This window comes from Vibrio fluvialis (assembly GCF_900460245.1).
GTDB lineage: Bacteria > Pseudomonadota > Gammaproteobacteria > Enterobacterales > Vibrionaceae > Vibrio > Vibrio fluvialis.
The window spans coordinates 1,213,428-1,227,100 of the sequence record NZ_UHIP01000001.1; the positions used below are offsets into that span (position 1 = coordinate 1,213,428).

Below are 13,673 nucleotides of genomic sequence, written 5' to 3' on the forward strand. Positions count from 1 at the left end.
GAGGCCAGGATGTACAAACTTGTCGCAGTGAGTTCAGGTTCAGGATTGATGTCAGGCGCAGTGGCGGGTGTGCTACCGACTTTCCAACTTGTCTGTTTTGTTGTTGGATTGACGCTGTTGAATCTGGGATACCTGAAGCGCTGAATTTTGATGACGAGATAAAAAAGGGCGCTTTACGCGCCCCGATTCGTTGTCTCACAGTCCGAACTGCTTAGCGGCATAGGCCACGCGCTCCGCTGGCGTTGGCGCGATCAATGGTGTGCCCAAACTTTCAATATGATGCAAACGTGGCAGCAAGCCCGCACCGTTGGCAATTTGAATCGCCAAGCCCGGACGCGCATTGAGTTCCAGCACCATAGGACCTTCTTCTTTATCCAGCACCATATCAGTGCCAATGTAGCCAAGACCTGTCATTTCCCAAGCACTGGCCGCCAGAGTCAGTAAGCGTTCCCAATGAGGAACCTGCAGCGTGTTGAGCTCTTTACCGGTATCTGGGTGATGCGTGACCGGACGGTTGAACTGTACAGCGCGCACAGCTTTACCGGTCGCGATATCAATCCCGACACCGACAGCGCCTTGGTGAAGGTTTGCTTTACCGTCTGATGCCGACGTTGATAAGCGCATCATCGCCATGACCGGATAGCCTTTAAACACAATGATACGTACGTCAGGCACACCTTCGTAGCTGAAGCCATCAAAGCAGTCATCAAACTTAATCAGGTTTTCCACCACGGCCACATCGTTTTTGCCGCCAAGAGAGAAAAGCCCGGCCAGCGCATTACTGATGTGGCGTTCGACATCCTCTTTGCCGATTGTCGAACCGGAAGGTTTGGTGTAGACACCATCTTTGTGTGAAACCACCACCAGAATACCTTTACCACCACTGCCACGAGCCGGCTTGATGACGAAGCCCGGCCACTCTTTGACCATATCGTGGATGCGCTTCACGTCACCCTGGTTGCCGATCACGCCGATCAGTTGAGGGACGGTACATCCGGCCCGCTGGGCGATCAATTTGGTTTTGAGCTTGTCATCCACCAGCGGAAATTTGGAACGATCATTGTAGCGGCCAATGTAGCTATGGTTACGCTTGTTCATGCCCATGATCCCCTTATGGCGTAGCTTAAAAGGGGAGGTGTACTCAGAAAGAGAGAAAAACATATTAATCTCCGTCTGCTAGTGGTTTGAAGCGACGCAGCTCTGTAATGCGGTATCCGGTGTAAGTACCCAGAAGCAGAATAGCTGCCAGAACGATCAGTTGCAGGCCGATAAAGTTAAAGGTCAGATGCTGAACGTAAGAGTTTGTCATCGCCAGATAAATCAGTATTGCGGTGAACAGCGAACCACCACCCTGAAGAATGACTTCTTTCGCGCCTTCTTCTTCCCACAGAATCGACATGCGTTCGATGGTCCAAGACAGAATGATCATCGGGAAGAATGTGATGGTCAGGCCTTCCGTCAGACCGACTTTAAACGCGACAACGGTGAAAATAGAGATGATCAGGATAACCGAGATGATGACCGCCGAAATCCGGGCGACCAGCAATAAATTGAGCTTCGACAGGTAGCTGCGAATGATCAAACCAGTACCGACAATCAGCAGGAAGCCGACAATACCCGTGGTTAACTGAGTCTGTACAAACGCGACCGCAATCAGCACTGGCATAAAGGTACCGGATGTTTTCAAACCGATAATCACGCGCAGGAATACGACGATGAGCGCGCCAATTGGGATCAACATGATAGTTTTGAACATCGCCTGTTCTTCAAGAGGCAGGCTGTGAATGGACAGGTTCAACAGTCCATCCGATTCTACTTTACTGTTGGTTGCCTGCTGTGGTGTGACATCCTGAGCAATCATGCTGAAGTGCACCTGGCTGTTCTGACCGCCCACGACATCCAACAGAGACACATTTGATTCATCCCACACCAGCAGGTTTGGATGCGTCGGCTGAGTGCCAGTTTCCGGGTTAAACAGTACCCATTTCTTGCCGTTCCACACTTCGTTCATGTGTTGAATCGTCTGACGACGACGGCCGTCTTCCAACTGAATAACACCGACAACTTTGTTCGGAACCTGCGCGTAAGACAGCAGTTTCTGAGCGGTATCCACTTTGGATTTGTTGTTCAGCAGCAGTGACGCATTCTGGCTTTCAGAATCGTTCAACGTTTTGATCAGTTCGCGGGCAAAGGTTACGTGATCGGCAGACAGGCGATTGGCGCGTTCAATGACAGCGACGGCAGCGGCTTCTTCCGGCCCATCAAACGTTGGCTTAACAATTTCACCATTCGGTGGAATCGGTGTGCTCTTAGCCTGTGGGTCTACCAAAAATTGCGCTTTGTAATAGATTGTCTGAGGACCACTGGCGTGACGGATTGACCATTCGGCGCGGCGGCCGGATTCGGTGGTGACGTAAGAGATGCCGTAACCCGGAGAAGAGGCGTTTTCACCGACCAGCGTGTAACCATCTTGGGTATGAGGAGCGGCGAGAGAGACTTTGGCTTCTTTACCCTGGGCGATGAACTCAATGCGAGCCTCTACATCCCAAACCTGACGCGTTTCACCCGGCGTCCAAGGTACTCCATAGCTTTGGTGGCGCATGACACTCAAAGTAATGCCAGCCGCTACCAACAAAAATATAGATAGATAAAACGGAACTCGTGACGTCATAAGTGGCCTTATTATTTTATTTGGTTTCTGTCTGAATATACTTGCGACTTACATCAACAACCGCGATGTCGCGGATAAACTCGCGGCCAAGAAGAATAGGATGGCTCATCTGTGAGCGGTCTGCTAGCGTGAACTGTGTTTTTTCGTGGATAGAGCCCAATTTTACCCACAATTCCACCACGGCCCGGCGTTCGGTTTGCTCACTGGTGGATTGGCGAATACGCACGTAGCGTAGGATCGGAGCTTCAATCCAACTGTTCTCGTCCTTGGCACCGGTTTCATCAGTAAGATGGAAACGCACCCAGTTCTTGCCGTTGCGCTCGAACTCTTCGATGTCGACCGCATTCAACGAAGAGGTTGCCGCGCCAGTATCAATACGGGCATCAAAACCTTTCTTAATGGCATCAATGGTGACTTTTTCAATCTCACCGAGCACCACTTCGTGACGAGGCGTGGCTTCTACGATGATCGGCGGAGCGGCTTTAGGTTGTGCTTGAGTCGCAGGCTGGGGTTTTGCTGCAATAACTTTGAGTTCTTTTACTTCAGATTTGAGGGAAACGACCTGACTTTCCAGGCTATCGATGTAATCGAGCTGATTACTGATTTGAAGTTCAAGATTGGTGAATTTGTTGGCAAGGTTGGATTCGGACTGTTGAATCGCGTCCAGCGTAGCTTGATGGTATTCATCACCCTTCAATAATGTGCAACCGGAAAGCATGCTAAGTGCAACAACGGGTGCGATTCGCTTAAACATTTGCGACCTTATTCTTGGTTATCAGTTGATTTATCAAATTTAGCAAAGGATGCAGCAAGCATCCCGTGCTAGGGTAGTCTTATCGGCCTAAAGGCGAGTTAAAACTGTGTCAATTATGGCTTTTTAGCGACCAAAATCGCGCGGCGCGGTGCCGGGTAGCCTTCCACTGTCTTCGTTGGATCATTCGGGTCAATGTAGTCTGGCAGTGAATTATGAGTCATCCATTCCGTCGTACGTTGTTCACCCAGTGATGTCACGTTTTCATCGACAATACGAACGTCTTCAAACCCGACTTTTTCCAACCACACTTTCAGAGCGAGAGCCGAAGGGAAGAAGTACACATTGCGCATTTGTGCGTATCGGTCGAACGGCACCAGCACAGCGTTTTCATCCCCTTCGATGACGAGCGTTTCCAGAATCAGTTCGCCGCCAGAAATCAGTTGATTTTTCAACTGGATAAGATGGTCGAGTGGCGAGCGACGGTGATACAGTACGCCCATGCTGAATACGGTGTCAAAGGCTTCCAGTTCCGGAAGCTGTTCAATGCCCAGTGGGAGCAGGTGAATGTTCTGATTGTTGCCCATTAATTTGCGCACCGCTTCGAACTGGATCAAAAACAGTTCAGAAGGGTCGATACCAATGACCTGATGCGCGCCTTCACCCAGCATACGCCACATGTGGTAACCGTTGCCGCAGCCGACATCCAGCACACTACGGCCTTTCAGAGGTGAGATGTGTGGCAACAATCGGTCCCATTTCCAGTCTGAACGCCATTCCGTGTCAATATGAATGCCATGCAGGTGATAAGGGCCTTTACGCCACGGGTGGAACATTTTCAGCAGGCTTTCCAGCTTCTTCTGCTCGCCCAATGGCAGCGGTTCGCTGTTGCTCACGCTCACCGAATCTTTCAGGTCAATATTGTCTGGTTTGAAATCGGGGATTTTCTTTAAGGCACGTAACCAGCGGTCCATATCTCCGTGGCTTTGTTCTTGCCAGTCAGACAGTTGCTGCGGCAGAATTTTGAGCCAAGGCTGAAGACGGGTGTCCTGGGCCAGCAGTGAATAAACGTTACCAAAGTCAAACATGGCGGGTTTCCTAAATAGCGACATCTGCGCCCTGACGTCATCAAAAAGGCAACATGAGTTCCGTCAGGGCAGGGAACGCGTTGCTAAAACCAATTATTTAATGGCGAACATCGAGCCGAAGTTAAAGCACTGGAACCAGACTTCATAGCTGGAAAAGCCCAGTTGCTCAAAGCGAGCTTTGTGTGTTTCGACAGAATCCGGACGCATCACGTTTTCAATCGCACTGCGTTTCTGGCTGATTTCCAGCTCGCTGTAGCCGTTGGCACGTTTAAAGTCGTGGTGCAGATCAATCAGCAACTCGTTGGCTACCTGATTTTCAAAGACAAACTTTTCAGACAGGATCAAAATGCCACCCGGACGCAGCCCGGCATAGATTTTTTCCAGCAGCGTATAGCGATCTTCCGGTGACAGAAATTGCAGCGTGAAGTTCAGCACCACCACGGAAGCATTTTTGATGTCGATGTTTCGAATGTCCGCTTCGATAATCTCAACTGGCGTATCTGAACGGTAAGCGTTGACGTGCAGCTTGCAACGTTCAACCATGGCCGCAGAGTTATCGACGCCGATAATTTTACAGCCTTCCTGCTTGATGTTGCGACGCATCGAAAGGGTTGCCGCTCCCAACGAACAGCCCAGGTCGTACAAGTTACTGTGAGGCTTGGCAAAGCGCTCAGCCAGCATGCCAATGGCGGAAATGATATTGGCGTAACCGGGTACCGATCGCTGAATCATATCCGGAAAGACTTCGACCACACGTTCATCAAACGTAAAGTCTCCGATCTTGTCGATAGGGGCTGAGAAGATAGTGTCTTTGTTGCTCATGGTAACCTCACGGCGGTTAGCGTCAGCCTGAACAATGCATCAGGCTCAAGAAAAGGCGCGTATTTTATGAAAAATTTCGCCTTCTGTCATTAAACAGGCGGCCTTTCCTCCCGGTAAATTCTTAAGCCGCGGTGAACGCTGGAATCAATGCCTAAAACATGGCCAGTTGATTGTTACCATCCTGAGCCGGAAACGGCGCCAGGTCAGGCAGGGTCAGGGATGCCTGCAAAGATTGATAGAGCTTGACCGCCAGTTCTGGTGCGAAGTTATTGTCGGGGGTATGAATCATCACGTAAGGTTGCTTTTCTTCATTTATCCACTGTGTCAGCTTATGCAACCAGGGCGTAAAAAAGGGCAGGTTGGCATCCATATCCGGATGGCCGATAAAGCGAATCATCGGCTTCTCTGCTGTCGCAATCGCGTGCACCGGCACTTTGGGTTTTTTCATCTGCGCATCGATGATCACTTCATTGCACGGTTCGGCCGCAAACACGGGACGGCTATCCATGATGATGCGATCGATGCGTTCCTCGATTAACCACTGATTGAGTGCACGTTCGGCTTCGCCTTTGGCAAAGTAGGCCAGGTGGCGCACTTCGACCCCAAGTGGGAACTCTGAAGGGAAATAAGCACGAAATTTTTTCAGCTGTTCGAGATGTTCCGGCCCAAAAGCGGCTGGCAGTTGAATTGTCCACATCCCGACCCGGTCGTGCAGCGGCTCCATCAGTGTCATAAACGCCTTTAACTCATCCTGACAGCCCACCAGCAGGTTTTGATGGGTAATGCTTTTGGGCAATTTAAACGTGAAGCGAAACGCATCGTGCGTGGCTGACTTCCAGTTCTGCACGGTGGACGGAGAAGGGGAAGCGTAAAAAGTGGTGTTGCCTTCCACGGTATGAAAGACTTGAGCGTATTTGGCTAAACGTTCCGCGGCTTGTGTGCCACTGCCATAAAAGCTGCTTTGCCATGCCGGATGAGACCACATGGTCAGCCCCAATCGAAGAGGAAGGTGGGTCATTGCGAAGTACTCAACTTTTCCATTTTTCGGTGATTTGCAAAAGGCAGGATACGACAGATTATCTCTTGACCCAAGTGACCTCGCATTTTGCGAACACTTGGGTATATAATCAGCGCCAATTTTGCGGGCTGAAGGCGCTTTAATCGCTGATTTGGCGGATTATTGTACTAAAAAACAGCGGCGCTTGATAAAACACAACAAATTGTATTCTGGAAGGTCGATCTTAAGCGCCTTTCAGCGTATAAATGGAACTTTGCGCTGCAGGTCGGAGCACGAATCTGCAGCTTAGAATTTGATGACTAATTAGAGATTGGGAATTTCATTATGCGTAGCCATTATTGTGGTCACCTGAACAAGTCCCTCGCAGGACAAACTGTAGAGCTTTGCGGCTGGGTAAACCGCCGTCGTGATTTAGGCGGACTGATCTTCATTGATATGCGAGATCGTGAAGGCGTCGTTCAGGTGGTTGTTGATCCCGATATGGCAGACGTTTTTGAAGTGGCAAACCAGCTTCGCAATGAATTCTGTATCAAACTGACTGGCGAAGTACGCACTCGTCCAGAGAGCCAAATCAACAAAGATATGGCAACCGGTGAAGTAGAAGTACTGGCAAAAGGCCTGCAGATCATTAACCGTTCTGACGTATTGCCACTGGACTTCAACCAGAAGAACTCAGAAGAGCAACGTCTGAAATACCGTTACCTGGACCTGCGTCGTCCGGAAATGAGCGACCGCATTAAACTGCGCGCAAAAGCATCAAGCTTCGTTCGTCGTTTCTTAGATACTAACGGCTTCCTGGATATCGAAACACCAGTACTGACCAAAGCAACGCCAGAAGGCGCGCGTGACTACCTGGTACCAAGCCGTGTTCACAAAGGCAGCTTCTACGCACTGCCACAGTCACCTCAGTTGTTTAAACAGCTGCTGATGATGTCTGGCTTTGACCGTTACTACCAAATCGTAAAATGTTTCCGCGACGAAGACCTGCGTGCTGACCGTCAGCCTGAATTCACTCAGATCGATATTGAAACGTCATTCATGACGTCTGATGAAGTACGTGCCATCACCGAAAAAATGATTCGCGAAATGTGGCTGGAGCTGCTGGACGTGGATCTGGGTGATTTCCCTGTGATGCCATACAGCGAAGCGATGCGTCGTTTCGGTAGCGACAAACCAGATCTTCGTAACCCAATGGAACTGGTTGATGTGGCTGACCTGCTGAAAGAGGTGGATTTCAAAGTCTTCTCTGGCCCGGCGAACGATGAAAAAGGTCGCGTTGCGGCGCTGCGCGTTCCTGGTGGTGCGGCTCTGACTCGTAAACAAATCGATGAATACACGTCTTTTGTTGCAATTTACGGCGCGAAAGGTCTGGCATGGCTGAAAGTTAACGACCTGGCTGCCGGTATGGAAGGCATTCAGTCTCCAGTGGCGAAGTTCCTAACTGAAGAGATCGTTACTGCGATTATCGAACGCACTGGTGCACAATCTGGCGACATCATTCTGTTTGGCGCAGACAAAGCCAACGTAGTGGCGGAAGCTATTGGCGCACTGCGTCTGAAAGTGGGTAAAGATCTGGGCATCACCAACGACTCAACATGGGCACCACTATGGGTGGTTGATTTCCCAATGTTTGAATCGGATGACGAAGGTAATGTAGCAGCGATGCACCACCCATTCACTTCTCCTCTGAACATGACTCCGGAAGAGCTGAAAGCGAATCCAGAAGGCGCGCTATCGAATGCTTACGACATGGTGTTGAACGGCTACGAAGTGGGCGGTGGTTCTGTACGTATTCACGATGCGAAAATGCAGGCAGCAGTCTTTGACCTGCTGGGCATTGAAGCTGAAGAACAACAACTTAAGTTTGGCTTCCTGCTGGATGCGCTGAAGTTCGGTACGCCTCCGCATGCGGGTCTGGCGTTCGGCCTAGACCGTCTGGTGATGCTGTTGTGTGGCACCGAAAACATCCGTGATGTTATCGCGTTCCCGAAAACCACAGCGGCTGCGTGTCTGCTCACCGACGCGCCGAGCCTGGCAAACCCAGCGGCTCTGGAAGAGCTGGCGATTGCGGTTACTGTGGCAAAAGAAAAAGCAGAGAAAGCAGAATAAGCGTTATACAGGGTGGCTTAGCCACCCTTTTTTATTTCTTATCGCGCAATTGCGAAGCGAGTTAAGGCAATCACTACGCCAAGCCGCTTATAATTGCGCGAATTTTAGTTTTAGACAGGAAACAGCACTTTTGGCTCAGATGTATTTTTATTACTCGGCAATGAATGCGGGTAAGTCGACCACACTGCTTCAATCATCGTTTAACTATCAGGAACGAGGCATGACGCCTGTGATCTTCACGGCCGCGATCGACGATCGTTTTGGCGTGGGCAAAGTCAGCTCGCGAATTGGCCTTGAAGCGGACGCACACCTGTTCACCTCGGATACCAATCTGTTTGATAGCATTAAACAGCTGCATCAGAATGAAAAACGCCACTGTGTGCTGGTGGATGAGTGCCAGTTTCTCTCTAAAGAGCAAGTTTACCAACTGACGGAAGTCGTGGATAAATTGGATATTCCGGTTCTGTGTTACGGTTTGCGCACCGACTTTCTGGGCGAGCTGTTTGAAGGCAGTAAGTACCTGTTGTCGTGGGCCGATAAGCTGATTGAGCTGAAAACTATCTGTCATTGTGGCCGCAAAGCAAATATGGTGATTCGCACTGACGAGCACGGCAATGCGATTTCAGAGGGCGATCAGGTTGCTATTGGTGGCAATGACAAATATGTGTCGGTGTGCCGCCAGCATTATAAAGAAGCGCTGGGGCGTTAAGACTGCGTTTAAAAATGAAACATAAAAGGATGGGGCAACCCATCCTTTTTTCTTGAAGTTTAAGCGGCGAGTGGTTTCAGCGCCTGATATGCGGCTTCCACTTCTGGCGGGATCGGTTGCTCGATTTGGTAACCTTTTTCCGGGTAGTGTTGGATACGCTCGAAATCGCCAATCAGAGCGCCCAGCACGAAATCCAGTGTGAGATCTTCGGTCAGGTAATCGAAGAAGTTGTCACCGGTTGAGGTAACCTGAAGCGATTCAATTTCACCCGGCCACTGTTTCATAAATGTGGCGTAAGCTCGGCGCTCCATATATGGCTTTTGCACCAGAATGACTTTGCGTACCTAAATGCCTTTTTTCTTCAGCAGTTCATATGTGAACTGCACGTTCTCACCACTGTTGGTTGAACGTGGCTCCAGCAACAATGCGTCCGAAGGCACGCCGCAATCTTTGGCGACCTGAGCGAAGGTGACCGCTTCACTGTGTTCGAAAATACCGTCGGTAAAACGACCATGGCCACCAGAGAACACAATCAGCGGGGCCAGACCTTTGTGATACAGCGTGGCCGCAACTTCAGCGACTCGGGTATCATTACTGCCCGGGACGAAAATGACATCCGCGGCGTTGAGCTGATGTCCCATTTGCATGTATTGCCAAAGCGTTTCGAGATGCTGGTATAGATGTTTACTCATCGCCATTTAAGGCCTCCAGAGTGTGTGAATAGTGAAACTGATATCCCGCCTTCGCCAATTTATCGCTGACAATCAACTTGTCGGCAATCTCGACGACTGGCGGCAGAGCCTCGTCGGAAGAAACAGCTTGCAACGCGGCTTGATAGAATTCGGCTTTGCTGACAGTATGCGGTGTCGTCGCGTTGACCACATCATGATCAAGATGTTCAACCGCAAAAGCGACGGCACCAACGGCGTCTGCCTGATGCAGCATGTTGGCTGGCGCCAGAGTGCTGACTTGTTTCAACCTTGCGGCAAAACGGGCCGGGTGACGGCTTGGGCCAATCAGGCCGCTGCAACGGACGATCGCATACTCAAGCCCTGAGTCTATGACGCTTTGCTCGGCTTGCAACATCACTTTTGCGTTGGCTGAGAAATCGGGCTGAGAGAGGGCCAACGCAAGTGTCGCTTTTGTTTCGTCCATGGTTTCTGCTCTGTCCGGGTATACGGTGGTCGAACTGACCATCACCACTTTCTTGCAGTGCGCCGCTTTGGCTGCATTCACCAGTTGTTGCCATTGTGTGGCGTATTCTGCACCTTGTCCGCGTCGAAAGCCGGGTGGAAAGCTACCGACTACAGTATCGCAATGCAACGACGCTAATGTGTCTGCGAAATGATCCGATTGGCTGAGATCGCAGATGAAACTGTCTATGTCGTGCTGTTTGAGTTCGTCGACACCTTGCTGCGAAGTCCGGCTGGCACTGACCTGATAACCAAGCGACTGAAGATGCTTTGCCAGTGGCAGACCAAGCCAACCAGCGCCGATGATGGCGATATGCTTCATTGTGATTGTCCTTTAAACAGTTGGCGCAGCAGTTCACGAGTGCGCCGATGAATCGAATCCTGAGCGTATTGATGATGTTGAATGACATCGACATTGGTGTACCAGGCCAGTTGTTCGAAAGCGACCGGAACCCGCACGAGTCTGCCGCTGTGCACTTCTGCGTGAGCAAGATGGGTGGGCAGCAAACACCAGCCAAAACCATGGATAGCTAAATCCAGCAATAAATAATAATTGTCAGCGTACCATACATCCGGGCTGTGTGGCTGATGAAAGCTGCTGGCGGTGTGGTTGCGGGAACGAATCGCAAGTTGCCTGTGCAGCCGCAGCGCATCAATGTGTGGGGCGACGGACTGGGCGAGGGCATGTTGACTGGAGACGTACACATCAAATTTAATTGAGCCGATGGACTCAAAATCCAACGTGTCCGGCAGCACCAGTTCACTGAAGATCAGCCCACATGTCGCACGGCCACTTTCAATCATCTCTATCACATCTTTACTGGAGGCGCTCAGACACTCCAGCTCAATGAGTGGAAATTCCACTTCGAGTTTGGCCAGCAAGGATGTCAGTCCGGAGAGCAAAATACCTTCATCGAGAGCCAGTGTCAGTTGCTGATTGCCTTCGTTCGAGAGGCCTGTCGCTTGTTGGATGAGGCGCTTATGCTGCTGAACGGTGGCTTGCGCGTAAGGCAGTAACTTATGACCTGCGGGAGTAAGCACGGGGTAACGTCCCTGGCGTTCAAACAACTGGCTGTTACAGTCAATTTCCAGATTCATCACATGTTGGCTTATCGCCGACTGCACCTTGCCTAATTTGCGTGCGGCACTGGAAAATGATCCGCATTCCACGGTAGCGATAAAGGCTTCGAGTTGTTCAATACTAAACATATCGTTTTTACTGATGGTATCTAACTTATATCTATCGTAATACTAGATGAAAATAGTTCCATGTCCAGATGTGGAGCAACGGATAATGTCGAACAAAGAACGTTTATTTCATGCGGTAAGTTTTGAGCTGATTGCCTTGCTATTTGTGGTGCCGCTTGGCGCGTTACTGTCAGGTAAAAGCAGCGGTAGCTTGGCATTAATTGGTGTTGGCTTGAGCTTATTCACTGTGCTGTGGAATTATGTCTACAACGTAGGGTTTGATCGCCTGTTTGGGGCCGATCGCAGTCAGCGTGGGGCAAAAATCCGAGTGTTACATGCGGTGGGTTTTGAAGGGAGCTTGGTGTTTGTCACCGTGCCTGTGATCGCATGGTTCTTACAAGTCTCGTGGGCTACCGCGCTGCTGCTGGAAGCCGGATTTCTGACTTTTTTCTTCTTCTATACGATTGTGTTCAACTGGTGTTACGACAAACTTCAGCCTTATCAGCGCTGGGTGGTTGCCACCAAAATGCAGTAGAAACAAAAAGAGCGCCGATTGGCGCTCTTGTCAGTTATGCGCTCAGCACGCGTAACAGTCGGTCGGCCTGCTCGGCCATCTCAATCCCTTCATTGGTCAGATAACCACCATCGGGCAGGGTGCACAGTCCTTTATCATATAAACGCTGAACGGCACCTTGTGCCGCTTCAGAGGCATCGGTGTGAACTTTGATTCCCGTCGCGGCACTGCCGATATCGAACTGGAGAAGCAGATTCAGTTCGTCGAGATGCTGTTGAGAAAATTTCATCGTAAGCCCTTATTAATGGTTGATTTAGGTTCACAATAGGCGGGCAAATCCAATCATGCAATCCCATAAAAACAGAAGTGTTATATCGAACTGTTATGATGATTTTTTCAGCAGGTTAATAGAGGATTTCGAAATAAAAATATTCAAACTTATGAATATTATTCATAACAAAATCCAAACGACTACATTGTTTTCGGGCTGTAATGAATTATCTTTAATATCAATGCTATAAACCGTGTCGCTCTTTTGCTGATTTGTAAATAATACGAAATCAGATGTTTATCAATTTGACCGTTTCATGTCACGATAAAAACAAATTTGGTAAACATAAGAAATAGCCCTTGAATTAACGGGGAAATAGAGCGATTATCCGCCACTCTTTGTATTTGTATCGAAATGTAACAACGACTATGGACCTCAACCAATTCGACTCACTGCTGCCGCCGCAAATGGCAGAACGCGCCGCAGACACTGGTGTCAGCAAAGCCACTAAGCCGGCTTACAAATCTTTTCTTCTTGCTATCTCGGCTGGCATTCATATCGGTATCGCCTTTGTCTTTTACACCGTCGTCACGACCGGTGCACACGATATGCCTTACGGTGTGACCAAACTGCTTGGCGGTCTTGCCTTCAGTCTGGGCCTAATTCTGGTGGTTATCACAGGTGGTGAACTGTTTACCAGCACGGTGCTGACGCTGGTGGCTAAAGCCAGTGGTAAGATCTCCTGGATGCAGTTGGTCAAAAACTGGATAGTAGTCTATTTCGGTAATATGGCGGGATCCATTCTGTTGGTGATCATCATGCTGTCGACCAAGCAGTATATGGAAGACGGTGGTCAGCTTGGTCTGAATGCGATGGCGATTTCTCAGCATAAGTTGCATCACACCTTTATTCAGGCGTTTTCTCTTGGCTTGATGTGTAACATTCTGGTGTGTCTGGCGGTGTGGATGACGTTCAGTGCCCGCTCTCTGACAGACAAAGTCATGGTAATGATTCTGCCTGTAGCGATGTTTGTTTCTTCAGGTTTTGAGCACTGCATTGCCAACATGTTCCAGGTGCCGATGGCGATTGGTATCAAATACTTCGCTCCGGAATCGTTCTGGCAAATGACAGGTGCTGATATCGCGCATTACGCGGATCTGAACTTTATGACCTTCTTCGTGAACAACCTGATTCCGGTGACGCTGGGCAACATCGTTGGCGGCGGGGTATTTGTCGGTATGTGGTACTGGCTGATTTACCTGAAAGACTGATGCGATAATCGCGTGTTAACTGCAATTTTCACTGAAAACGCCACTTTGTGGCGTTTTTTGTTTTTCAC

At 49.7% G+C, this 13,673-nt stretch carries 13 protein-coding genes and 3 pseudogenes; 5 read left to right on the plus strand and 11 right to left on the minus strand.

Going from position 1 to position 13,673, the window contains the following annotated elements; genetic code table 11:
- Positions 1-9: 9 nt before the first annotated feature.
- A complete protein-coding gene (locus DYA43_RS23045; protein WP_255283833.1) occupies positions 10-144 on the plus strand; it encodes a hypothetical protein in 135 nt (44 codons plus the stop codon).
- Positions 145-195: 51 nt separating this feature from the next.
- Here the strand turns inward: DYA43_RS23045 and DYA43_RS05795 are convergent, their stop codons facing one another.
- From DYA43_RS05795 to DYA43_RS05820, 7 genes and pseudogenes are all read right to left on the minus strand, one after another.
- Positions 196-1,161, minus strand: coding sequence for an alpha-L-glutamate ligase-like protein (locus DYA43_RS05795; protein WP_061056413.1), 966 nt, complete (start codon positions 1,159-1,161; stop codon positions 196-198).
- A gap of 1 nt (position 1,162) precedes the next feature.
- Positions 1,163-2,671 (minus strand): inactive transglutaminase family protein, encoded by a 1,509-nt coding sequence (locus tag DYA43_RS05800; protein WP_020330245.1) that lies wholly within the window; start codon positions 2,669-2,671, stop codon positions 1,163-1,165.
- A gap of 16 nt (positions 2,672-2,687) precedes the next feature.
- Positions 2,688-3,122 (minus strand): annotated as a pseudogene (locus tag DYA43_RS23310) (ATP-dependent zinc protease family protein); the annotation flags it as partial.
- Between the two features lie 86 nt (positions 3,123-3,208).
- Positions 3,209-3,425: pseudogene (locus DYA43_RS23315) on the minus strand (ATP-dependent Zn protease); the annotation flags it as partial.
- A gap of 113 nt (positions 3,426-3,538) precedes the next feature.
- Positions 3,539-4,510: a tRNA 5-methoxyuridine(34)/uridine 5-oxyacetic acid(34) synthase CmoB gene (cmoB, locus tag DYA43_RS05810; protein ID WP_020330248.1), complete on the minus strand. Its 972-nt coding sequence runs from the start codon at positions 4,508-4,510 to the stop codon at positions 3,539-3,541.
- 93 nt (positions 4,511-4,603) lie between these two features.
- Complete coding sequence (gene cmoA / locus DYA43_RS05815; RefSeq protein WP_020330249.1) at positions 4,604-5,332, minus strand: carboxy-S-adenosyl-L-methionine synthase CmoA; 729 nt, start codon at positions 5,330-5,332, stop codon at positions 4,604-4,606.
- Positions 5,333-5,483: 151 nt separating this feature from the next.
- Positions 5,484-6,350 (minus strand): DUF72 domain-containing protein, encoded by an 867-nt coding sequence (locus tag DYA43_RS05820; protein WP_172465279.1) that lies wholly within the window; start codon positions 6,348-6,350, stop codon positions 5,484-5,486.
- 324 nt (positions 6,351-6,674) lie between these two features.
- Between DYA43_RS05820 and aspS the strand changes: the two genes are divergently transcribed.
- Positions 6,675-8,459, plus strand: coding sequence for an aspartate--tRNA ligase (gene aspS / locus DYA43_RS05825; protein WP_061056415.1), 1,785 nt, complete (start codon positions 6,675-6,677; stop codon positions 8,457-8,459).
- Positions 8,460-8,589: 130 nt separating this feature from the next.
- Positions 8,590-9,168, plus strand: a complete 579-nt coding sequence (locus DYA43_RS05830; RefSeq protein WP_020428687.1) for a thymidine kinase — start codon at positions 8,590-8,592, stop codon at positions 9,166-9,168.
- 59 nt (positions 9,169-9,227) lie between these two features.
- Here DYA43_RS05830 and DYA43_RS05835 read toward each other — a convergent pair.
- The 3 genes and pseudogenes from DYA43_RS05835 to DYA43_RS05845 all read right to left on the minus strand — a co-directional run bounded on the left by DYA43_RS05835 (position 9,228) and on the right by DYA43_RS05845 (position 11,570).
- A pseudogene (locus DYA43_RS05835) lies at positions 9,228-9,860 on the minus strand (YdcF family protein).
- Complete coding sequence (locus tag DYA43_RS05840; protein ID WP_061056416.1) at positions 9,853-10,683, minus strand: NAD(P)H-binding protein; 831 nt, start codon at positions 10,681-10,683, stop codon at positions 9,853-9,855. The pseudogene DYA43_RS05835 and the gene DYA43_RS05840 overlap by 8 nt, the downstream one beginning before the upstream one ends.
- Positions 10,680-11,570, minus strand: a complete 891-nt coding sequence (locus DYA43_RS05845; protein WP_061056417.1) for a LysR family transcriptional regulator — start codon at positions 11,568-11,570, stop codon at positions 10,680-10,682. The genes DYA43_RS05840 and DYA43_RS05845 overlap by 4 nt, the downstream gene beginning before the upstream one ends.
- 85 nt (positions 11,571-11,655) lie before the next feature.
- On the opposite strand from DYA43_RS05845, the gene DYA43_RS05850 reads away from it, so the two are divergent.
- On the plus strand, positions 11,656-12,084 hold the full coding sequence (locus DYA43_RS05850) for a PACE efflux transporter (RefSeq protein ID WP_020330256.1): 429 nt from the start codon (positions 11,656-11,658) through the stop codon (positions 12,082-12,084).
- Positions 12,085-12,118: 34 nt separating this feature from the next.
- On the opposite strand, the gene DYA43_RS05855 is transcribed toward DYA43_RS05850, so the two are convergent.
- On the minus strand, positions 12,119-12,352 hold the full coding sequence (locus tag DYA43_RS05855) for a TIGR02647 family protein (RefSeq protein WP_020330257.1): 234 nt from the start codon (positions 12,350-12,352) through the stop codon (positions 12,119-12,121).
- A gap of 410 nt (positions 12,353-12,762) precedes the next feature.
- Between DYA43_RS05855 and focA the strand changes: the two genes are divergently transcribed.
- A complete protein-coding gene (focA, locus tag DYA43_RS05860; protein ID WP_020330258.1) occupies positions 12,763-13,605 on the plus strand; it encodes a formate transporter FocA in 843 nt (280 codons plus the stop codon).
- Positions 13,606-13,673: the final 68 nt, after the last annotated feature.